General features: G+C 54.5%; 21 protein-coding genes and 1 tRNA gene. 7 read left to right on the top strand and 15 right to left on the bottom strand.

Going from position 1 to position 22,339, the window contains the following annotated elements; translation table 11 throughout:
- Positions 1–4 precede the first annotated feature (4 nt).
- Positions 5–376, bottom strand: coding sequence for a hypothetical protein (locus K8V32_RS01415; RefSeq protein WP_303901746.1), 372 nt, complete (start codon positions 374–376; stop codon positions 5–7).
- A 7-nt stretch (positions 377–383) separates the two neighbouring features.
- Complete coding sequence (mca, locus tag K8V32_RS01410) at positions 384–1,346, bottom strand: mycothiol conjugate amidase Mca (RefSeq protein ID WP_303901743.1); 963 nt, start codon at positions 1,344–1,346, stop codon at positions 384–386.
- Positions 1,347–1,435: 89 nt separating this feature from the next.
- On the opposite strand from mca, the gene K8V32_RS01405 reads away from it, so the two are divergent.
- The 3 genes from K8V32_RS01405 to K8V32_RS01395 all read left to right on the top strand — a co-directional run bounded on the left by K8V32_RS01405 (position 1,436) and on the right by K8V32_RS01395 (position 3,356).
- Positions 1,436–1,924: a DUF4307 domain-containing protein gene (locus K8V32_RS01405; RefSeq protein WP_303901740.1), complete on the top strand. Its 489-nt coding sequence runs from the start codon at positions 1,436–1,438 to the stop codon at positions 1,922–1,924.
- 160 nt (positions 1,925–2,084) lie between these two features.
- Entirely contained in the window at positions 2,085–2,570 is a 486-nt protein-coding gene (gene greA / locus K8V32_RS01400) for a transcription elongation factor GreA (RefSeq protein WP_303901738.1), read from the top strand.
- Between the two features lie 120 nt (positions 2,571–2,690).
- Positions 2,691–3,356, top strand: coding sequence for a hypothetical protein (locus K8V32_RS01395; RefSeq protein ID WP_303901735.1), 666 nt, complete (start codon positions 2,691–2,693; stop codon positions 3,354–3,356).
- Here the strand turns inward: K8V32_RS01395 and ilvA are convergent.
- From ilvA to K8V32_RS01380, 3 genes are all read right to left on the bottom strand, one after another.
- On the bottom strand, positions 3,353–4,609 hold the full coding sequence (gene ilvA / locus K8V32_RS01390; RefSeq protein ID WP_303901732.1) for a threonine ammonia-lyase: 1,257 nt from the start codon (positions 4,607–4,609) through the stop codon (positions 3,353–3,355). The genes K8V32_RS01395 and ilvA overlap by 4 nt on opposite strands.
- 60 nt (positions 4,610–4,669) lie before the next feature.
- Positions 4,670–5,863, bottom strand: coding sequence for an AI-2E family transporter (locus tag K8V32_RS01385; RefSeq protein ID WP_303901729.1), 1,194 nt, complete (start codon positions 5,861–5,863; stop codon positions 4,670–4,672).
- Between the two features lie 134 nt (positions 5,864–5,997).
- The gene (locus tag K8V32_RS01380) at positions 5,998–6,885 is read right to left on the bottom strand and encodes a Bax inhibitor-1/YccA family protein (protein ID WP_369681026.1); all 888 of its coding nucleotides are present in this window, start codon (positions 6,883–6,885) and stop codon (positions 5,998–6,000) included.
- Positions 6,886–7,057: 172 nt separating this feature from the next.
- On the opposite strand from K8V32_RS01380, the gene K8V32_RS01375 reads away from it, so the two are divergent.
- Together K8V32_RS01375 and K8V32_RS01370 are read left to right on the top strand one after the other, a co-directional pair.
- On the top strand, positions 7,058–7,399 hold the full coding sequence (locus tag K8V32_RS01375) for a GroES family chaperonin (RefSeq protein WP_524536665.1): 342 nt from the start codon (positions 7,058–7,060) through the stop codon (positions 7,397–7,399).
- Between the two features lie 18 nt (positions 7,400–7,417).
- Positions 7,418–7,960: a hypothetical protein gene (locus K8V32_RS01370; RefSeq protein ID WP_303901723.1), complete on the top strand. Its 543-nt coding sequence runs from the start codon at positions 7,418–7,420 to the stop codon at positions 7,958–7,960.
- Between the two features lie 62 nt (positions 7,961–8,022).
- Here the strand turns inward: K8V32_RS01370 and K8V32_RS01365 are convergent, their stop codons facing one another.
- The 3 genes from K8V32_RS01365 to K8V32_RS01355 all read right to left on the bottom strand — a co-directional run bounded on the left by K8V32_RS01365 (position 8,023) and on the right by K8V32_RS01355 (position 10,747).
- Complete coding sequence (locus K8V32_RS01365) at positions 8,023–8,886, bottom strand: 3-hydroxyacyl-CoA dehydrogenase family protein (RefSeq protein WP_303901720.1); 864 nt, start codon at positions 8,884–8,886, stop codon at positions 8,023–8,025.
- Positions 8,887–9,054: 168 nt separating this feature from the next.
- Positions 9,055–10,044, bottom strand: coding sequence for an HTTM domain-containing protein (locus tag K8V32_RS01360; protein WP_303901717.1), 990 nt, complete (start codon positions 10,042–10,044; stop codon positions 9,055–9,057).
- Positions 10,034–10,747: a DUF5819 family protein gene (locus tag K8V32_RS01355; protein WP_303901714.1), complete on the bottom strand. Its 714-nt coding sequence runs from the start codon at positions 10,745–10,747 to the stop codon at positions 10,034–10,036. Before K8V32_RS01355 ends, K8V32_RS01360 begins: the two co-directional genes overlap by 11 nt.
- Here K8V32_RS01355 and K8V32_RS01350 point away from each other — a divergent pair.
- Complete coding sequence (locus K8V32_RS01350; RefSeq protein ID WP_303901712.1) at positions 10,746–10,934, top strand: hypothetical protein; 189 nt, start codon at positions 10,746–10,748, stop codon at positions 10,932–10,934. The two genes, K8V32_RS01355 and K8V32_RS01350, sit on opposite strands and share 2 nt — an antisense overlap.
- Positions 10,935–10,985: 51 nt before the next feature.
- Here K8V32_RS01350 and K8V32_RS01345 read toward each other — a convergent pair whose 3' ends face one another.
- Positions 10,986–14,561, bottom strand: a complete 3,576-nt coding sequence (locus tag K8V32_RS01345) for a choice-of-anchor G family protein (protein ID WP_303901709.1) — start codon at positions 14,559–14,561, stop codon at positions 10,986–10,988.
- A 575-nt stretch (positions 14,562–15,136) separates the two neighbouring features.
- Here K8V32_RS01345 and K8V32_RS01340 point away from each other — a divergent pair.
- The gene (locus K8V32_RS01340) at positions 15,137–15,409 is read left to right on the top strand and encodes a hypothetical protein (RefSeq protein ID WP_303901706.1); all 273 of its coding nucleotides are present in this window, start codon (positions 15,137–15,139) and stop codon (positions 15,407–15,409) included.
- 94 nt (positions 15,410–15,503) lie between these two features.
- Here the strand turns inward: K8V32_RS01340 and K8V32_RS01335 are convergent.
- From K8V32_RS01335 to eno, 6 genes are all read right to left on the bottom strand, one after another.
- Positions 15,504–15,577, bottom strand: a tRNA-Leu gene (locus K8V32_RS01335).
- 115 nt (positions 15,578–15,692) lie between these two features.
- Complete coding sequence (locus tag K8V32_RS01330) at positions 15,693–17,105, bottom strand: NAD(P)/FAD-dependent oxidoreductase (RefSeq protein WP_303901702.1); 1,413 nt, start codon at positions 17,103–17,105, stop codon at positions 15,693–15,695.
- A 59-nt stretch (positions 17,106–17,164) separates the two neighbouring features.
- Positions 17,165–18,502, bottom strand: coding sequence for a S8 family peptidase (locus tag K8V32_RS01325; RefSeq protein ID WP_303901699.1), 1,338 nt, complete (start codon positions 18,500–18,502; stop codon positions 17,165–17,167).
- A 2-nt stretch (positions 18,503–18,504) separates the two neighbouring features.
- A complete protein-coding gene (locus tag K8V32_RS01320; RefSeq protein WP_303901697.1) occupies positions 18,505–20,097 on the bottom strand; it encodes a DUF501 domain-containing protein in 1,593 nt (530 codons plus the stop codon).
- Positions 20,098–20,105: 8 nt separating this feature from the next.
- Complete coding sequence (locus K8V32_RS01315) at positions 20,106–20,828, bottom strand: FtsB family cell division protein (protein ID WP_303901695.1); 723 nt, start codon at positions 20,826–20,828, stop codon at positions 20,106–20,108.
- 182 nt (positions 20,829–21,010) lie between these two features.
- Complete coding sequence (gene eno, locus K8V32_RS01310) at positions 21,011–22,291, bottom strand: phosphopyruvate hydratase (protein ID WP_303901765.1); 1,281 nt, start codon at positions 22,289–22,291, stop codon at positions 21,011–21,013.
- Positions 22,292–22,339 lie beyond the last annotated feature (48 nt).

Genomic DNA, 22,339 nt, shown 5'->3' with positions numbered 1-22,339 from the left:
CAACCTAGTCTTGACGCCCAGAGTCAGGCTCTTGGGCTTCCAGAGTTGGCATATCCAGGTAGCCTGGATACTTCTTGCGCAGAACATCGGTCTGGCTGTTTCCGACTTCATCAATCTCGGAGCGTTCACGATCTTCTGGGGACAGATGCGGCTGGTTCCGCTCCACAAGCATGTCTTCCGCCGTTGTAGAGCGGAGTTTCACCCGGCGGATCTGACGGATCATAATGCGGAACACAACTATAGCTGCCAATACGAATGCGAAAGTAGCCAGGAAGCCGAGAATGCCGGGTGTGACGTCTTCTTCACGCAGGCCTTCACGCAGTGTTGGGTCTTCAAGGCCGGCGATGACGACGTTGGTATAAATCGAATAGAGCATGGTGTTCTCAGTCTAGCGGGGTGTCTCGGAGCCCGGCGAATAAATCGTCTTCGGGCAAGCTGGTGGGAACTTTAGAATCAATCAATACGTAATCTTCCCATGGCCACTGCTCGCGCAAGATTTCATTTGGCGTAAAGAAGAAAGATCCGTGGGTGTCGACTTGTGAGCGGTGTGCTCGCAGCGCGGCGTCTCGGTATTCCAAAAACTTCGCCGTATTGAGTTGCGTCGTGACCTTATGTTTGGTGATACGCCAGGCGTCTGGATCGTCTTCTCCAGCTTCGACTCTGTCGTACCATTCAATGCGCTCCGCATAGGGGGATTCTTGTCCGCTATTGATTAGAGCACGGTGGACAGCACGGAACTTATCCGGATTGAATGCTTTATCGTAATAGAGCTTAGATATCTCCCAGGGCTCCCCTGTTCCCGGATAGGCTTCGGGGTCCCCAGATTTTTCATAAGCTTCCATTGAAATAGCATGTGTGCGTAAATGATCCGGGTGCGGGTAACCCCCGATTTCGTCGTAAGTCACCAACACGTGGGGTTTGAACTCACGAATCAAACGGATCAGTGGCGCGGTGGCGTCTTCTAAAGTAAGGTCAGCGAAACATCCCGGTTCCAGATGGGCCATGGGGTCATCACCTTCTGGGAAGCCCGAATCCCGAAAGCCTAACCAGCGGTGCTCAATATCAAGGATCTTTGCTGCATCAGCCATTTCTTGATACCGGACCGCCGCAATATCACGCTCCACGCGAATCGATTCCCCGTAATGTGGATTATTCAGATCCCCCATCGCACCGTCGGTAGCTGTAGCCACCATGACGCGGGCACCGGCATGGACATAGGCTGCCATCATGGCTGCACCTTTAGAAGCCTCGTCATCAGGATGAGCATGCACGGCCAGCAGCCGCAATCCAGTTGAATCGGGCAGACCCGGGTCTAAGATGTCTGGCAGCTGCGGATCGGATGACATGACGTGGACTCCTTGTATACGTGAGTTGTGGCGCCGACGGCGGACACAATTCGGACTCAGGTGCCGGCTGTACTAGGCTGAAACTCGATATGATTGCGAACTCGAATCAGACGGCACCTTCTGCCGACAATAGTGTAGCGACCAGATATGGCGACACCAAACGGTTTCGCCTTTCTAAAAAATCAGGTACTGTCATTGCCATTATTGCCCTGGTAGCAGCTATTGCAGTCAGCTTTTGGTTCGCTTTTTCTTCCAGCTCAAGAATGTTGGCTTTTAAGAGCGTCGGCTATTCAATTACAGATGAATCCCAGGCGTGGGTTGAGTTTGAAGTCACCAAGGAGCCCGAAGCCACCGTGGCCTGTACGGTGCGAGTCCTATCCGAAACGGCTGCGGTCGCCGGTTACCGTACGGTGGTAATCGGTCCAGATGAGAACCCGGATTCCACCGGCAAAGACTTGACCAAATACTATGAGACCGCGCTACGCACCGATCATCTTGGGGCCTCAGGTGAGGTCGATACCTGCTGGTACGTAGAAGACGAAACGGCCCCAAATATTTCAAACTTCCGAGATTACTAATCAGAACACGAAGCGCCGTGAGCGTTCTTCAACACTTGATTTGCCATATCGTTTCGGTGGTATAATTACTCCGGTATATTCCAGAACTGTCGCCCCGTCTGCACATATATGGTGCCGCGGGGCTTTTAGTTTGATGCATGAGACAAGTAAGGAGGCCGGTATGGCCAGTAGTGGCACACCTTGGTTGACCCAAGAAGCATACGACCGGTTGAAAAACGAACTCGATCACATCTCAGGCCCCTATCGTCAAGAGATCGTGGACCGCATTGAAGCTGCCCGCGACGAAGGCGACCTCAAGGAAAATGCCGGCTATCACGCTGCTCGTGAGGAACAGTCCAAGAATGAAGGACGCATCCAAGAGCTCAAAGCCTTGCTGGAAAACGCTGAGGTCGGCGAATCAGCGGCTGACGACGGCATCGTCAAACCGGGCATGCTCGTCGAGTGCAAACTCGCGGGCAACACGATGAAATTCGTCCTGGGTTCCCGAGAAATCGCGGAGGGCGCTGGTGTAGACGTCTATTCTGTAGCTTCTCCGCTGGGCTCAGCAATTGAAGGACACAAGGCTGGGGAGACCGTAACCTATAAAGCTCCCAACGGCAAAGATATCCAGGTCGAATTGATCTCTGTCGCACCGTATAACGGCTAAGGCCAAGGTGCTGAACCGTTCGAGTTCAGAACGCAATACAATTTCACTGCAGGTGGTTTCCGACATTTTGGAGACCACCTGCAGTGCATAAAAAACCTGTTTTGGTGTTAGCCTGGGATTGTGTTGAATATCGAAAAATTCCTACTGCTCACCGCTCCCTATCGGTCACAGATTACCGAGGTCGAATCGTTGTTTGTGACTGCGCGAACAGCCTTGGTTCTCATGGAGTTTGAACGCACCGGTACGGTGCAGTTTGTGGCCGCCGATGCTACAAAGGCGTGGGACCTGACGAACCCGCTCATTCGGGTCGATGACTCGCAAACGCCGGATGCTGTTGGACTCAATAATGTCTTCTCCAACCTGGTGAAATTCCACAATAAACGAGTTTCCAGCGCCCTAGGCCATAAGAAGCTCGACCCCGTAAAAGGTATGGAAAAAGAATTCGCCCGGCAAGGCATCTTGACTGGTGCGCCTGGTGACTACCGAGTGGTGGCCAGCGATGCACTAGAACGCGTCCAAGATGATCTTGGGCTGGCATTGCGTGGTCAACGCGTGGTCAACCAGCAAGATCGCATCCTGTTAGAAGTGATTGAGGCGATCAACGCTTCCAGGCTTCTCCTGGGATCCCAGCGTCCGGACTGGTCAATGACCGAGTTCAGTCGGCACGTACACGAATATCCCTCGGGACACCCCGTCGTTGAACAGCTGGTCAAGTCGACCTCGACCATGACCGGGCTGATGGAAAAATCAAAGATGGCTGCACTGTCACAGCGACCTGCAGCTTAGTGCTGCACCATCGCCTCATACCCGGCTTCACGCAGCGCTTCGAGCACCTGCTCGGAGTGTTCGCGTCCGCGAGTTTCCATATCAATCGTGATGTGGACGCCGCCCATAGTCAATCCAGCACCCACCCGTGAGTGATCCACGCGAGTCACGTTGGCATCATTTTCTGCAATAATGCGCGAAATGGTCTGCAGCTCACCCGGACGGTCACGCAGTGGGATCTTGACGGTCAAGAAACGGCCAGCCGAAGCCAACCCAACCTGAATGACCTTCAACATCAGCATTGGGTCAATATTTCCGCCAGATAACACCGCAACAATAGATTCTGTTTCAAGGCCGACTTCTTTGAGCTTGCCAGTCATCAGTGCGGCAACCGGTGCTGCCCCTGCTGGTTCAACCACCATCTTAGAACGTTCCAGCAAAAAGACGATAGCAGCTGCAATCTCATCATCCGTGACCGTAACAACTTCATCACAGAGCTCTTTGATGACGGAAAACGGCACATTGCCCGGACGGCCCACAGCGATGCCATCAGCAATCGTGGCAACATTGTCCAATGTAACCGGCTTTCCAGCCACCAGAGACGGCGGATACGCCGCTGCTTTTTCTGCTTGCACGCCGATCACATTAATATGACGACCTTGACGGCGAGCATGCTCTTTGATCGCAATGGCCACGCCAGCCAAGAGACCACCGCCACCAATACTCATGATCACCGTGTCCACGTCGGGCTGCTGTTCGACGATTTCCAGCCCCAACGTACCTTGGCCAGCAACCACGTGCGGATTATCAAACGGATGGACGAAAGTCGCACCGGTCTCTTCTGCATAGCGTGCAGCTAGCTCCAGAGCTTCGTTCACGTTATTCCCAGCCAACACCACTGTTGCACCATGATCTTGGGTAGCCTGGACCTTTGGCAGAGCTGCACCCAGCGGCATGTAAATACGTGCATTAATGCCAAGCTTCGATGCTGCAAGCGCCACACCCTGGGCATGGTTACCTGCTGAAGCGGCAACAACACCCTTAGCTTTTTGCTCATCGGTCAATGACGCCATATGCACGTAAGCACCACGCACTTTAAACGACCCGGCACGCTGAAGATTTTCGCATTTCAGATGCACCGTGGAACCAGTAATTCGCCCCAGCGCACGTGAGTGATCCATCGATGTTTCTGTGATGACGTTTCTGAGGGTCTCGCGGGCTGCTTCAATATCTTCGTATCGAACGGCTGAGGCACCGGTTTCAGTAGTTTGCAACTATTTCTCCTGCACAACGATTGTCGTCTAGTTGATCGCCCTGATGGACGTTCGGTGGTGTTAGCTTGCGGGTTCAGGTGGTGGGCTGACTTTCTGTTGGGGCTCCGGGTCAGGATCATCCAGCCAGGGTTTTCTTGATAGGTATTTTATAAATTCGTTAATAAAGGCCAATATCGGCACCGCAAAGACCGCGCCCACAAGCCCTAACGTGGCAATACCCGCCGAGACCGCCAAAAAGACGGCCAGCGGGTGAAGGTTCACGGCCTTGCCCATCACCAACGGCTGCAGCACATTGGATTCAATCTGTTGGACGGCAAGCACCACCAACAACATTAGCAAGGCATTAATCCAGTCGTTGGCGACTAATGCCAAGAGCACGGCAACTGCGCCGGTTAGTACGGCCCCGACGATTGGGACGAAAGAGCCCAGGAAAACCAATACTCCCAGTGGCATGGCCAGTGGGACTCCCAGGAGCCACGCCCCTAGACCGATGCCCAACGCATCAACAAAAGCCACGAAAATCTGCACGCGAACATATGAACCCAGTGCGCCCCAGCCGGCATAACCGGCCCCATCGACTGCCCGGCGATGGATTCGCGGCACGAAGTTCAGCAGGAAGCTCCAGATCTTCGGGCCGTCTTTAAGAAAAAAGATCAGCGCGAATAGCGCCATGATCATACCGGCGCCGATGTTGGTTGCAGTTGAACCAAAGCCTAGGGCGCCAGATAAGATTGCACCCGAGTTGGCCTGCAATGTGGAGACCAGATCATTGAGCAATTCTTGATAGTTCAGAGCATCAAAAGAGATCCCCCAAGACTCAACCAGCGCAATGAAGTCACGAATACCGGCCGACACAGAAGCTTGCATCGTGACGAAGCCTGCGGCCAACTGTTGGCCTGCCAGTGTTAGCAATGCGACCACGATCAATACGAACGCCAGTGTCAGAGTCAGTGAGGATAGTACCGGCGGAAATTTGAGTTTCAGTAAGAAGCGGTGGGCCGGTTGTAAGAGGGTGGCCAGCAGCGCGGCGATCAGGATTGGGATGACCAGCAGTGAAACGTGTGACAGTAACCAAATAGCCACCGCGCTCATCACAATGATGAGCAGTACCCGCCAGGACCATGCCGCCGCGACCACGATCCCATAGGGCACATCGGCGGCAAGCTTTTCTTGTACGCGCGCTGACATGGAAGATTGTGGCTCAGTTCGCTCGGCCGGGGTGTCTCCCGCCGACGACGTCGTTGAGGTCGTCACACATGCTCCTTATGTACAGCTGCTTGTCTAGCGTAGTCGGTCGTACGAGGTTTTGGCGTTATATTCCCTCAGAATACAGCGATGGCCGGACCTTTTGGTCCGGCCATCGCTGCTAAAAGCTAACGGGTTTTAGCTTAGTCTTGGTTAAAAATCGCCAGGATACGCAGAATCTCGACGTACAGCCAGATCATGGTTGCTGCCAAACCAAATGCTGCCGTCCACGAGTAACGCTCTGGAGCACCGGCACGTACACCTTCTTCGATCGAGGTGAAGTCCATCACCAGCGAGTAGGAGGCTAGCAGTACAGCCAATACACCAATTGCAATACCCAGCCAACCGGAGCGCAGACCAAAGGCACCATCAACAGCGCCGGTGATCATCAGCACGAAGTTGACCAGGCTAAAGACCAGATAACCCACCATGGCGATCAGCACAATGCGGGTCATTTTCGGAGTAGCACGCACCTTACCGGACCGATAAAGCGCAAGTACGACGACGAAGACCGATAGGGTTGCCAGCACGGCTTGGAAGGCCACACCTGGCCAACGCATGTCGAACATTGCTGATAAGCCACCCAGGAAGACGCCCTCAGCTGCCGCGTAAACCGAGATCAGGACCGGTGACGGTTCGCGTTTGAACGCATTGATCAGACCGGTCACCAGGCCAACCACAACTGCACCGAAGTACAAGATCGGGTTTTGCATTGGGCTAGCAACGGTCCAACCGACAATTGCACCAATGGCAATGAGACCAAAGACTAGGCTGGAGCGGTTGATAACCGAAGCGTAGGTCATCCGGCCAGTATCAGCAGCGGTAGCTGATGGCTGCTGGTACATGTTCGCCAGCTGATCCGGGCTCATATTGGTCTGTGGAGCCGCATAAGGGTTGGCGCCTACACGTGACTGACCTGCGTAACCATATGGCTGCTGTGTCTGACCCTGCGGGTAACCAGCATGTTGTTCCTGTTTTGCACGTTGCACAGGAGCTTGAAAAGCTTTCGATCGAAATACGGGGTTGGGCATGCCCATCCTTTCTCATGTTCCCACCGACAAACAATCACTCAGTGGGCATATCACATCGAAGTCAAGCCTAACGGCACAAGGAGCGTATTGCACGCCGTGACCGTGAATTTTGCCAAAAATTCATATTACGCATCCCTACTTATTAGGTCAAAAGACCCCGTAAGCTGGTGGCGTGACTACTCACGAATCATCCGCACAGACACAGCTACCAGTCCGCATGCTCCACGATCGTATTCTTGTCGAACCCGACGAGGGAACTAAAGAACGTCGCTCGGCATCGGGCATTGTCATTCCCGCAACCGCAGCCATGGGCAAACGACTGGCCTGGGCCAAAGTCGTCGCCGTGGGTCCTTCAGTTCGCCAGGTCAAACTCGAGGACACCATTCTGTACGATCCCGAAGACCGTCACGAAGTAGAAATCGATGCGACCACCTACGTGCTCGTTCGGGAACGTGACCTTCACGCCGTCTGTGACCCACACGGTAGCCAAACTTCCCAAGGCATGTATCTGTAACAACAAGAGGGTGTTGCCATGACGAATCATCCCAACGCTGACGCTGAGAATCCACGTGAGCAGGACGAAGATTCGTTATCTGAATCCGCTACCCCTCCCCCGCCGCCTGAAGAAACGCAGGACGACGACGTCGGGCTGGCCACCGAGATGCTCTTCTCTGGGCACCAGCGCGAGCAGCTCCGCAACGCTCCGGACTACGAAACCTTCGAGACCGGTGTGCTGTCCTTCGACGACGATGAGCTCTATCAAGATGTCGCACCCTCAGAGGGTGAACATGACACAGCGCACACTGAGCTAAACATTACCTCGGATCAGTCAGATGCACGCGACGCCGCCCAAGCAACTGCCGCGAAAAACGCGCACGTCCCGTCGGCGCCAGATCAGCAGTCCTTCGGGAACTACCAGGCTCAGTCATTTGCCCCACACCAGCAACACACGCAAACAGCCGGCACGACGAATGAACCACTTGCCCTAGCCATGTTCATTATTCTGACCCTGGCCGCGCTCGGGCTTTTCGGCGCTCTACTCTGGCTCATCTACCGCCTGGTTACCGGGGCATAAAACCAAGGCTTCGCCACAAGAACACTTGGTTTGCGTGGCGAAGCCTCTGCAGTCATGACCGCTTATTTGTTGTAATTATAGAAACCTGTCCCAGTCTTACGACCGAGCTTTCCTTGTTCAACTAGCTTCGAGAGCGTCGGGCTAACATCTGGCACAAGATGGTCGTTGCGTTCTTGTGCGGCAAGCTGTTGGATACCGAGGTTGATATCTACGCCGACCAGATCCATCAAAGTGAACGGCCCCATTGGGTGGCTGAGGCCTTCTTTAATTGCGGTATCAATGTCTTCGATCGATGCGTAGCCTTCTTCATACAGGTGCAGGGCTTCACCCACAATGGCCATGAGAATACGATTCACGATAAAACCGAAAATCTCTTTTTCGATATGCACCGGAGTCTTACCAAGCGCTTTTGCAAGTTCCATCGCACGATCTACGGTGGTTTGAGCAGTGTGTTCTCCGCCGACCACCTCTACCAAGGTCATCTGTAATACCGGGTTGAAGAAGTGCACGTTGCAGACACGCTCTGGGTGTTTCAAACCATCAGCCAGCTTGGACGACACAATCGATGAAGAGTTAGAGGCCAGAATCGTTTCTGGAGCCGCAATCTTATCCAACTCGGCGAAGAGTTGCTGTTTGGTCCCTAGGTCTTCGATAATCGCTTCAATTACAAAGGAAGAGTTCTTAACTGCGGTGTCACGATCAATAGTAAACGTGAGGTTTTGAAAACCAGCTTCGACAGCTTCCTGGCTGACTCGCTGCCGTTCGGTCATGCGCGTGGTGGATGTGGTGAGTTGCTCGCGTGCGTTGTCGAGAAAACGCTCTTCAATGTCCACTAAATAGGTCTGGAAACCGCTCATGGCTGCGACGAAGGCAATTTCTCGTCCCATCGTGCCACCGCCGATAACTGTGATTGCAGATTCTTTCATAAAACTACTTTCCTAAGTTCTCCAATTCGATCCCTCGACAGATCATTCTATGAATCGATTCTGAATACAACATCTCAGAAGCTGAAGGATACCTGACAGGCCGCGATGCCAAACACTATCAGTGTCATATACAGATTGTGCAGGCTCGAACTTACATTGTCCTGGTCCTTACTTCACGTTGGATTTCAAATGAACCATCCACTGTCTAGCCCATTGACGGCCGGAGTCTATCTTCGGGTTGGATTGCAGGAATGCTTCGGCTCTGGTCCATGTCGTGTCCCGAATGAACAGCATGTCCAGTGCGATCATGGCAAGTGAGAAAGGCCAGAGGCCAAGCAGCAAACCGATGCCAAGATGCATGAAGATCAGACTGATGAGCGCAAAGATTCTGGTAGGCCGCCACAGGATGAATACGACGAATAGTGTTTGAACCAACAGTGCGGCAAAGGTGCCGATGTAGATCACCAGGTTCGATTGCCACAGCAATTCGTTGATCGCCGGATAGAGCATGAAGTTGTCGATGCGTAGGGCGTAGAAGAGTGCAGATCCGTTGAGCCAGTCATCGCCAATGACTTTCCAAATACCGGAAGTTGTGTAGACAACGATGATTTGGAAACAGCACAGGATAAGGCCGGTGTTGTGTGCGGCGTTAGAAATGTGAGCGGGCACGAGATGGCGTCGGGGTGCTGTAGCGCGTCGGCGTCGTCGGGAATCAAGTGAGTAGTGCTCGCTGAGGTTGGCAAAGACCATGAACAGCAGCGTGATGCGCATGAGGGTATCGCCGCCGTTGAGCATGAAATTATTGTTGGCATGCAGCGCAACGAGCATCAACAGCATGATGGGGGTAATGATGCGGGTGTGCCAGCCGAGAATGAAGACTATTGCCAGGGCGATGAGTCCAAAGTATGCAAGGTCAAAAAGTAGGGTCGAGTCTTTTGAGAAGACGGTGTCGAAGGTCCAATAGCCGCGTCGGCTGGCTTCGGAATCGACCCAAAAGGAGGCCGGGCCCCACAGCAGTGAGCGTTCGGGGATGCTGGGCACCAGGAGAAACAGTAGTGCGACGCCGTAGATGATCCGCAGGATCGAGAATGATTTGAGGTTGTGCTTGGCTGTGGTGAGCCAATCGACGTAGCGAGTCAGCGATAGCTTAGTTCGCATCGGAATCCGCCTTTCTGAACAAGTGCTCTTTGCCGGTGCCTTCGATGAGTTTGCGGTACTCATCGAGCACTTCTTCAGGCATGTCAACGTTGGAATGTCGCCAACCGAACGTGGTCACGGAGTCACCGTATTGCTCTTGGTCCCTAAAGCGGTTCCTAAAGTCGTTGGGACGCTCGCGTGTGATGCGCCATTGGACACGTTCAATGTCTTTGTCAAAGCCTGCGGTTGCGTACAGCGTTGCGAACCGCATGTACATGTAGTCCATTCGGAGATAGCGGACGACGTCGCTATCTCCGGCACCTAGGTCATCGATCAGATCTTCAACGTCGATGGGATGGAATTCATTGTTGTCCGTTGCTTCGATAAAGGTGTTTCTGACGCGTTCCTGCTGTTCTTCGTTGAGATCGTTGTAGCGGCTCAGCAAAGTTTGGGAGGAGTTAAAGGCGTTTTTGTGGACTCGTGAAGGCGCGAAATGGCCTGTCACGCCTTGCTCTTCGATTTCGGTGAGCGAGACCCAGTCAGAGTGCACGAGTTGGTTGTTGTCGTCGCGCCATTGGGCCCGGATCTCGACTTTGCGATTGACCTTCAAAATATTGGGTGCAAAAACACGCCAGTTTTGCGAGAAATACGGGGATACCGCGGAGTTCACGGGTTGCCGTAACGGGGTGCCAGCAGGCAAGAGCACCAGAACGGTACTTGCCATGACAATTAGCATAATGACTGAGGCTATGACCGCCGTCGTCGTGTGTTTCGGCTTGCCCCGCGATGGTGGCGACGAAGGTTTAGTGGAAGTTCTGGTACGACTCATCTGGCTGGTATATCCCCGAATGTTTTTCTATGGTTTGTGCCAGGTCCTGTTGGACGACGCAAAGTGGAAGGTGAGGAAATGACGCAGCCGGGGACGCGCGTTGCGTCCCCGGCCAGGTCTCTACATGAATGACTTAGCTGGCGTCATTCACGGTGTTGTTACGGCGTGCAATGAGCAGGCCAGCACCAATCACGATGAGCAGTAATGCAACTGCTGTGGCGATCATGGTTGCTTTGGCACCGGTTGATGCCAGGCCGTCACCGGAATCGCCGGAACCTGTGCCAGCAGTACCGGTGGCTGAGATAGTCAGCTCGGCTGTGGCGGTGTTGCCGGATTCATCGACGGCGGTGATCGTCAGGTTGCCTGGTGAAATATCCTGTGGGACAGTCCAGACGACACTGAAGTCTCCGTTGCCATCAGTCACCGCGGTAACGGTGTCAATGACGTTGCCATCTTTATCAGTGATTTCGACGGCGACGGTTTCTTCAGGTCCGAAGTCATCACCTTCGATAGTTACTTCTTCACCGGGGGTAGCGGTATCCGGATCGACGTTGATTGAAGGGTCAGCTTCGTTGGCGTCGTCACTGTCCGTTGCGTCGGCGTCAGCTGCATCGGTATCTGCATCAGTTGCGTCAGTGTCAGCGTCAGCGTCAGCTGCATCGGCATCGGTATCTGCATCAGCATCAGTGTCTGCAGCGTCAGCAGCATCAGCGTCTACAGCATCAGTATCTGCATCAGCGTCTACAGCATCAGTAGCGTCAGCATCGGTATCTGCATCAGTTGCGTCAGCAGCATCCGCATCAGCATCAGTAGCGTCAGCATCTGCACCAGTATCTGCATCAGCGTCTACAGCGTCAGCGTCAGCATCAGTAGCGTCAGCATCTACATCAGCCGCATCAGCATCAGCGTCAGCACCGTCAGTATCAACAGCATCCGCATCTGTGTCAGCAGCGCCGGTATCTGCGTCAGAGTCAGCCGCATCAGCGTCAGCTGCATCGGTATCAGCCGCATCAGTTGCGTCAGCATCAGTATCTGCATCAGCGTCAGCGTCTACAGCATCGGTGTCCGCGTCAATAGCGTCAGCATCAGCTGCATCCACATCAGTGTCTACAGCATCAGTTGCGTCGGCATCAGCGTCTACAGCATCCGCATCCGTGTCAGTAGCGTCAGCAGCATCAGCGTCAGCACCGTCAGTATCAACAGCATCGGCATCAGCATCTGCATCAGCGTCAGCATCGGCATCAGTGTCAGCAGCATCGGTATCTGCGTCAGCATCAGTGTCTGCAGCGTCAGCATCAGTATCTGCATCAGTTGCGTCAGCATCCGTGTCAGCAGCATCAGTATCTGCATCAGTTGCGTCAGCATCGGCATCTGTGTCAGCTGCGTCGGTATCTGCATCAGTAGCGTCAGTGTCAGTGTCGGCCGCATCGGCGTCAGCGTCTACAGCATCGGTATCTGCATCAGTAGCGTCAGCAGCATCCGCATCAGCATCAGTTGCGTCGGCGTCTGCATCAACGTCGCTGTTTTCTACAACTGAAAGAGAAGTCTCCGCGGAGTTCTCTTCCTCATCAGTCGCAGTGACTGTGAGTTCACCGGCTTCTACTTCGTCAGGGACAGTCCATGTGACATCGGAGAAGTTCCCATTTTCATCTACAGGGACATCCTCGATGGTATCTACAGAGTTGCCTGCTTCATCGGTAATGACGATCGTTACCGATGATCCTGCTACGAAATCCACGCCGCTAATAACAGTCTCATCGCCAGCAGCTACTTCATCAGGATTCACAGTTACGGACGGTTCGTAGACGGTGGTCTCGACAACCAGTAATGTCTCTTGAGCATTAATATCGGGGTTGTCGTTATCAGTCCCATCAACGATTAATTCACCGGGGTCAACATCCTCAGGAATCGTCCATGGTTGGGTGAACGTTCCGTCGTCTTCCACAGTAACTTCAACTATTTCGCCAATCGTGTTGCCGTCCTGATCAGTCACTTCGATCGTAACGGTCGATCCCGGGACGAAGTCGTCGCCACTGATATCGATGATATCGCCGGCCTCACCTTCCGCTGGATTAAGCGATAACGAAGGGTTGTAGTCTTCAGCAGTTTCTGCATAGACGGATGATGTCGCTAGTGGGAGACTTACTGCACTAATGGATGGCAGGACCTCGACCTCAAGAGCACTTACGGAGAAGGAACCCTCACCGAGATCACCTGGTTGCGATTGGGCGTTGACCGTAATAGTTGCAACCTGGTTTAGTGCTTCCAGAACCGGGCTCAGGCTACTGACAACTGGATCTAGAACACCATCAAGCGCTTCCGATACCAGTGATCCAAGGTTTCCAAGTTCAGAGACAAGCGGACCGGTAATCGCTGGAACAACCTCGTTCAAGATGGGCTCCAAAAGAGCACCTACAAGATCGAGAAGCGGAATCGGTATGCCAAGCACGGAAAGTCCACCTGAAATGGTGACTGCATCTTCAGATACTGCGTCCCCAAGCAGCTCTGCGATCGTGGTATCAATCTTGATCTCGGCATCCCCGCTGACGACGCCTCCGAGAGCCGAAATGTCTGGATCAAGGGTTACGGTAACGCTAGTTTCTCCCAGTGAGTCTTCTAGTGATGACGTAACAGAATCCAAAAGTTCACCAAGAAGCGCACTGACCTCACCGGTAATTTGCGTGATTTCGTCTGACGTGAGCAGCGTTGTATTTGCATCAAGGTTGTTTAGACCATCTGCGTGTAGCGCTTCAAGGTCAATGTAAATTTGGCCTTGATTCAGATCAATGGTGGTAACCCCAGAGTCACTGACTAGTGTTTCCCCGATGAGACCATCAACGAGTTCTTCCAAGCCGACTTGAACTTGCAGTTCTGGGGTACCTAGGTTGACCTTCAGCACCGGAATCAGACCGCCGAGGTTCACATCTATTTCGTCAAAGCTCAAAGCATTCAATAGCTCTTGAACAGGGCCCTCTGGTCCGAGGAGACCATTGACAGTGCTGTCGAGGCCACCAACTGCTTCAGTGATTAGAGTAGTCACATCATCAAGAACCGGTGCGTCCAATGCCAGACGAGCGCCGGCGACAGCGTAGTCGCTATTGACGTCACCGTTATTAGCTGTAGCAGTGGAGGCTACTGCACCCAATTGCAGGCCCAATTCGTCAACCACGCCGTCGAGGTTTAGTCCCAATTGGTTTAGCGCATTGGTCAAGTCGACTGTGGCATACCCGTATGGGTCATCTCCGGAACCACTGATATCAATGGAACCATCCTGAGCGATCACGCCTGCAGAAGCGGTAGCTTCTGTAGGAGATGGAGTATGAGCATACGAGCTAACCGCACCCACCTCAAGGCCATCTGGAAGGATTGGCAAAGATATGCCGCCCAAATCCAAAGCAATGAGTTCTTCCAACAGGGCTGCGTTGATGGTGCCGAGGACTGGCTCACCACCGTATTCAAGATAATGTTGTTCGGCGACTCCAGCGTCCGCCAGGTTGAGACCGAGTAAGTCGGCATCGATAAGATGTCCGCGAGCGTGACTGCGATGTTCGCCGTCATCAGCAGCAGCGGGGACAGCCCCGCCAAGGGTCATGGCAGCTGCGGTAGCAATAGACGTGACTATCGCTCCGGTCTTTTTCCAGGATCCTTTACGTGGCTTTGGTTGTTGAGATGTGGGTGGTTCTAAAGATTCTTCAGGCGGTTCGGCCACAAAGTTCCCTTCCTACATTTGCAAAATTTCGGAACCGATGCAGCATTCACAAAAATGCTCAGCCGACTCGACTATCGGGGAAGTCTGGACGAGTTTTGGCAAAGTAATGAGTGACGTCCTGGACAGGACGAAAACACGGCATCACATGGGAAGTTATCACGGACACTCAGGAAATTATCAGGCAACTTTACGTGAACTGTAAAGCTTTAACCATAAACCGTTGAGAGTTCAATAATTTGCTTGAAGTGTGAAGCGATTGTTTAGCCGTCCATTGTGTTTTGTTCAGCAGACGCCGTTCATCGACAATGATTAGTGTCTGAACACAGGAGTTCCAATTCATGCTGAGGACGACGTTGCCCCGACCCAGACTGAGGACGGCGATACGCCAAGAAGACAAGAACCCCAATAAACTCGGAGCAGACTCATGCGGATATTGCAGAGTTTATCCACAATTCGTACAGCTGAGCTTACAGTGTCCTAGCTATTCGTTAGTAATGGTCTATAGGCCGGATTTCAAAATAGCCCCGGCCGGCAGACCGATCATGTTGGAGAGCATAAAGATGATGAGCACAACCATGAACAAAACTGATCAGCTAGAGGCACTCCGGGCTAATCTGCGTACCCTCATTAGGAACAGCGGGAAAACACTCCAAGACATCATTGACCAGACCGGTATCCCCCGAGCCACGCTGTATCAGCGCCTCAACCAAGAGGGGTCTTCGATCTATATACACGAGGTCCATAAAATCTGGACGGCCTGTGGAAAGCCGGGGAAATATGTCGGATCTATTGAAGTAACCAATAGTTCAGCGGCGCATAACCGCATGCTCAAGACGGTAGGCTCCTGACCCCAGGCTCTACTGCCTGTTCAGGCCGCGTCGCAATGATAAGAAACCCCTCCTGCCGCATCAACATGTGCAGGAAGGGGTCTAATAGCCAAAGTGCCTCCGATGGGACTCGAACCCATAACACAGCGATTTTAAGTCGCTTGCCTCTACCGATTGGGCTACGGAGGCGAACATTTAGAGTTTAGCGCATTTGCTACCGTTGGTCACACTTTGCGACCGCTTGTCGCTCACGATAACGGTCCACCGGTAAAAACCAGCGGACCGTCGTCGTAGGAACAACAACTTAGGCTTGTGAAGCAGCCTGTGCTTTCTGTTCCAAGCGGTTTGGTAGCTTCTCAAGACCAGCAGCTTCGCGGAATGCGTTGTGCGGGGTTTCGAGTTCTTTGAGCTGAGTGGTGTCTTTGCCCCAGATCAGTTCGTTGATCCACCCACCAAGAACGCGTGAACTGCGTTCAACGGTTGGCAGTGCGTAGTTGTGGTAGGCGCGGTGAGCCAGCCATGCAGCAACACCGGACAGCTCGATACCTAGTGGGTTACCGATACCTTTACCAACGCCCATACCGGCTACTGCCCCAAGGGACTTGTGGTAGTACTCTTCGACGGCACCTTCGCCGAAGCGGACAGCCATGAGGTTGTCAGCCAGACGGACGGCCTGACGACCGGCGTGCTGGGCGTTTGGTACGCAGAAGCCACCTGGGCCGTCACCGGTAAGGTCTGGAACAGCGGCGACGTCGCCGGCAGCCCATGCACCTTCCAGGACGCCACCTTCGCCGTCAGAGACCTGCAGGGTTGGGGTGACTTCGATGCGGCCGCGCTGTTCGACTGGGAAGTCAGTGGAGCGAGCCAGTTTGTTGGCTGCAACACCGGCGGTCCACACCAGCGTATCGGCGTCGAAGGAGCCAGCATCAGACTGGTCTGTCATATTGACCAGCTCCAGGTGGTTGTCGACTGCCGAGGACAGTGAAGTATTCAGCAGAACCTCGATGCCACGGGAGCGGAATTCTTCGACCACAGAGACAGCTTGTTCTTCACTGACCTCTGGCATGATGCGGCCCATAGCTTCGATCAGCACGATGCGAGCATCCGATTGTGCCAAACGTGGGTTCTTCGAGATTGCGGTGCGAACGAGGTCTTCGATTTCACCAATCAGTTCTGCACCAGCGAATCCGCCACCGACGACAACGAAGGTTAGGGCCTTGCGGCGCTGTTCGGCGTCGGTCATCAAAGCTGCAGATTCGATGCGTTCCAGGATCTGGTTGCGGATGCTCACGGCCTCTTCAATGCGCTTCAGCCCAATAGCCGCTTCACCCAGACCATCAATTGGGAAGGTACGAGAGTCGGCGCCTGCTGTGACAATAACATCCTGATATGGCAGATCGAAGGTTATGCCTGCGGTGCCTTCAACAACAGCAACTTTTTCAGCATGCTTGATTTCAACGATCTTGCCCTGCACGATTTCGGACTGACGCAGATGGCTGCGCAGATCTACAACTGCATGGCGAGGTTCGATTGATCCCCCGACAACCTCCGGTAGGAAAGGTTGGTATGTCAGATAAGAGTTTGGTTCAACGACCGTGACGATGCCGCCGCGGTCGCGAATCTTTTTCTGCAGGCGTTTTGCTACGTTGTATCCAGCGTAGCCACCGCCCACAACGAGGACGCGGGGTTTTGGAGATAGATGAGGAGTAATAGCCATATGCCCTACCTTAGTTGCCTTGAAGCGACTTTGTGAAGTTTTTACCAAAGTCACGAAGATTATTCGTGACGGTTGCGTTGACGAGCGAAAAGGACGGTGAGCACAATCACCGCGAGCAGGAGAATTGCGAAACCAATCACCACGGTTGCTTGCAGCGTAGTGGGTGAGTCTTCGAGCTGGGCGGCCACGGGTAAGTCGGTCGGATAATCGATTGGGCCGGCAACCTCACGGGTGTCCTCAGTGCTGCTGGTGTCTTCGATTTCACCGCGGCGGTGCAGGGTGATCCATTCGGCGATCGAGCCCATCGGGTTGGAATCTACGTTTGGCACATCAGCGTTGACCGCTGCGGCCGCATCGACAATACCGCGCCCATAAAGGTTGTCTTGGCCCGCCTCACCGGTGTCTTGAGCGGTTTCGAGAATGCATTGAATCACCTGGTGAGCCGACATCTCTGGGTGCTCGGCGCGAATCAGGGCAGCCAGTCCCGATACCAATGGAGCCGCACCAGAGGTTCCCGACCAGGTGGTGTATTCGTCGTCGGGCAGGGCACCGATGAGTGGGTCAGCGGGTGCCGCGACCCCGATGGTGATGCCTTCGGTCGAGGCATCCCAAGAAGCATTGCCTTCTTTGTCCAGGCCTGCCACTGTGAGCACACCGGGAATGGTTGCGGGTGCACCGACCACATTGGAACCCGAGGCACGGTTTCCGGCTGCAACGACTACGACGACGTCTTGTTCTTCGGCATAGAGAAACGCATCATCCCAGGATTCGGGCCAGTCTTGTGCAGAAGAGGCCAATGAAATATTAATCACATCGGCGCCTTGATCGACCAACCAGGTCATCCCGTTGGCGATTTGTTGATCAACCGATGGGACATTTGGTGCGCTGTCGTCGAGGAGCACAGACACGGACAGCAGTTCAGCCTTTGGCGCTGTGCCGAGGATACCATCGGTGCCAAATTCATCGATCGGCGCGAGTTCTTCTTCCTCAGCGGTGTCTTCGTCCTCGTCCTTGTCTTTATCTTCGTCGTCTTCGGTGTTTTCGTCGTCCTCGTCGTCTTCTGGTGGATCGCCGTGACCATGGCCGGCAAGTAGTGAGGCCACCATGGTGCCGTGGTTCGGGTCCGGGCCCATTGGTGTGGTGCCGTTGGTCCCACTAGTTCCGGAAGCGTCGTAGCCACCAACAACCTGACCGGAGAGATCTTGGTGGGAGGCGTCAATACCAGTATCAATGATCCCAACGGTCACGCCCTCCCCCATGCTGGTTTCCCATGCGGTGGTGAAGCCGTAATCGTCGAGCCAGTATTGTTCATCGCGCCATGTATCTGCGGCGGCCGGGGTGGCTAGGATTATGGTCAGTGCAATACCGGCGAGTCCGGCAAGTGCCTTTTTGTACATCGTTACCTCAGGAGTGACAGTGCGATGCCGTCCAGTATGTCTTTCTCGCTGGTAATGGCCGTGGTTACCCTACCATGAGTGGCTTGTTGAATGTGTTGCAGCAGTTGGGCCCAAATGATGGCTCCGGCACCAATGACGTCGATACGCCCCTTATGCATAAAGCCGTGGGCTGCGCGCTGTTGGGTGGTTTCAGCAATGATCGCATTGGCAGCCTCTACAATCCGGGCGATGTCGAGTTCAGTGCCGTGGATTGCTTCAGAATCGTAGGCTTCAAGCCCTAGTGCGGCTGCGGTAATGGTGGTGATGGTGCCGGCCACCCCAACGACAGCATCGAGGTCGGTAAAGTCAAATACTTGCGGGTCCAGGGCGGCTAGGTGCTGTGCAAGATCATCCTGGGCTGTGCGAATCTGTGTTTGTGTGGGCGGATCGGCGAGTTTGTGACGTTCGTGGAATCGCACACACCCAACGTTCATCGATGTTTGCGCGTTCATGGTCGCCGTCCCGTTGGTGGGGTCAAGGGTGCCAAGCACAATTTCGGTGGAACCACCGCCCAGATCAATGACGGCGACCTTGACCGGCCGATCCCATCGGGAGGTATCCAGTGCTGAGACGGCACCGGAGAAGGTCAGTTCGGCTTCTACCTCACCGGAAACAACTTCCGGGGTGACGTGCAAGCGCTGGCGAATGCCGGTGACAAAAGCGTCGCGGTTCGACACATCGCGTGAGGCTGAGGTCGCAATGAAACGCGTTGGATAGGCTCCGTGGCGGGTGATTTCTTTGGCGTATTCGTGTACCGCGGCAAAGGTGCGGTCAAGGGCTTCGGGCGCGAATTCCCCGGTTTCGTCAACACCCTGGCCTAAACGGACAATGCGCATGTCGCGGTGCAGTTCTTGCATGCCGTTCTCGGTCATTTTGGCAATCAGCAAGCGGACCGAGTTGGTGCCGGCATCGATTGCGGCAACCGGCCCCGCACCAGATTCTTCGTATTGAATCGGGTTGGTACGCCCGGCTCGGCGCAGTCGACGAGTGTGACGGGACAGATCCTTTTGGGGGGCTTGGCCCTCGGTGTCCCAGGCACCCTCACATCGGCATACGGATGGGTCAAAGTCATGGCGCATCAACGCAAGTGCTTCATCGCCCAGTGGGTTGACCCCGGGCCCTTCTGCCAGGGAGTGTCCTACAAGTACGTGGATACATTTGACGCGTTCGGGCATGCCCCCGGCGGTGACGCCGTCGATCTCTGGAACCGGTCCGACCCCAGAGATTTCACCAATGCGAGCGCGCGCACGCAGGTATTGTTCATGAGCTTTCCGGTAGGCGGCCGCCAGTTCGGCGTCGTCACTCAGGCGCTGGGTCATGTCTTCCATGACGCCGGCATTTTCTAATCGCGACGCGGCAGCGGTGGCATGCGGGTGGGTCAGGTAGAACGTGGTGGGAAATGGAATGCCGTTGCTCAGTCTCGGCGCGGTGGTGGCGACCAGCGGGTTGCCGCAGACACAGCGGGCTCCGATTTCAACGACATCACGAACCGGGCGGCCCAGTTGGCGCGACAGCGTATCGAGATCGTCAGCGGTTGGTTGGTGTTGGTTGGTCACGTTGTTCCTTATTCCTGACCTGAGGTGAGAACCGAACCCCACAGGCGATCGGCCCAGCCCATCTCGATGTCTTCATCGATCGTGGCCACGTTGGGTTCTGGCTCTGTAGCTTCTGGCTGGTCGTCAATCACGAGGTATTTGCGTTCTCCGGGCATCACCATGTTAAAGCGTTCGCGAGCCTGTTGTTGGACATAGGCGGGGTCTTGCCAACGCTCTAATTGGGTTTCTAGGTCCTGCTGGCGTTGTTGTTCTTGGGCCAGCTGCTGTTGAGCCTGCGTGATGTCATTTTGTTGTTCCAATAACAGTTGCAAAGGCTGGGCCACGATGAGAGCAGCAATAAATAGGACGGTCAGCAGCGCGACCGTCCGACCAGAAAATTGCCGAGCCGGTTCCGGGGTATTTTCGAACGACGTCGCCCGATCGGTACGATCCCAGATATCCGAATCAATCTGTTTGGCAGATTGTTTCTTGGGTTTCTTGGCTGCCTGTTTCGCTCCAGCCCACAGGCGCTCACGCATCTTCGATCGCGGTGCCGGCGTTGGATGTTCTTGTGTAACCTCCGGGTCAGCCTGATGTTTTCCCGGTTGTTCTTCGGCGGGTTTGCGACGGTTGATCTTGGTGACAGGTGCCGGGTGATCAGTGATGATCGCGTCATCTTCGGGCTTGAGCTGCTCTGGCTCTTGTGGCTTGGCGGGTTGCCCGCTGCTTGGCATACGTGGTTTCTTCGGCACCTGGTCACCTCCCGTAGCGTGGCTTGTAATGTATCTAGTGTAATAGCCCAGGCGTTGGGGCAGCCCTGCCTCGCCCGTGGCGGCAGGATTTATCAGCCAATACCCAGCTTGTTACGCGGTCTTGACACGTCAACACCGCGACCGGATCGTACCACGGCCGCGGTGTTGAGTAGCGTAGCGCGTTAGCGTGCTAGACGAGGAAATGCTGCGGCGCCGGCGTAGCGGGCGGCATCGTGCAGTTCTTCTTCGATACGTAGCAGTTGGTTGTATTTAGCAACACGATCCGAGCGTGCTGGTGCACCCGTCTTGATCTGGCCGGCGTTGGTAGCCACGGCCAGATCTGCGATGAAGGTATCTTCGGTTTCACCAGAGCGGTGCGAAATGACACAAGCAAACGTGTTGGACTGTGCAAGGCGAATGGTTTCGAAAGTTTCGGTCATGGTACCGATCTGGTTGACCTTGACTAGCACCGAGTTACCGGCTTTTTCGTCGATACCACGTTGCAGGCGTTCAACGTTGGTGACGTAGAGATCATCGCCAACCAGCTGGACTGTATCGCCGAGTTTGGCGGTCAGCTCGCTCCAGCCGGTCCAGTCTTGTTCATCCAGTGGGTCTTCAATCGAGACGATTGGGAAGTCTTCGACGAGTTTGGCATAGTAATCGATCATCGCGGCAGCGTCGCGCTGTTCGCCTTCAAAGGTATATACGCCGTCGTTATAGAACTCTGATGAGGCAACATCAAGGCCAAGAGCGATCTGGTCGCCCACGGTGTAGCCAGCTTTTTCGATGGCTTCGACGATGACTTCGAGTGCTTGGCGGTTGGATTCCAGGTCAGGAGCGAAGCCACCTTCGTCACCCAGTCCGGTGCCCAAGCCTTTTTCCTGTAGTACGGCTTTGAGGCTGTGGTAGACCTCAGTGCCCCAGCGCAGGGCTTCGGAAAATGATGCCGCACCGATTGGCAGGACCATGAATTCCTGGATGTCGACGTTAGTGTCGGCGTGGGCGCCACCATTGAGGATGTTCATCATCGGCACTGGCAACACGTGTGCGTTGGCACCGCCGAGGTATTTGAATAATGGCTGGTCGGTCGAGGCAGCAGCAGCGTTGGCAACGGCCATCGAAACACCCAACAGGGCGTTTGCGCCGATGCTGGATTTGTTTTCGGTGCCGTCCAGGTCAAGGAGAACCTGGTCGACGTCGCGCTGGGAGGTGGCGTCGGTGCCGAATAACGCATCGGCGATCACGGTGTTGACGGATTCAACAGCGTCCAGGACCCCTTTGCCCAGGTAGCGGTCTTTGTCGCCATCACGGCGTTCTACGGCTTCAAATTCACCGGTTGAAGCACCAGAAGGGACAGCTGCGCGTCCCAGTGAGCCATCGGTGAGCAGCACTTCAACTTCAACGGTTGGGTTGCCGCGGGAGTCCAGAATTTCACGAGCATGAATGGCGTCAATAAAGGCCATGAGTGCAATCTCCTTGGAAAGATTTATGGTCACCGGTATGGGTGGCCC

The sequence above is a fragment of the Enteractinococcus helveticum genome, assembly GCF_020742345.1.
In the GTDB taxonomy this organism is placed as follows: Bacteria; Actinomycetota; Actinomycetes; order Actinomycetales; family Micrococcaceae; genus Yaniella; species Yaniella helvetica_A.
This window is presented reverse-complemented; position numbering and strand designations above follow the sequence as displayed.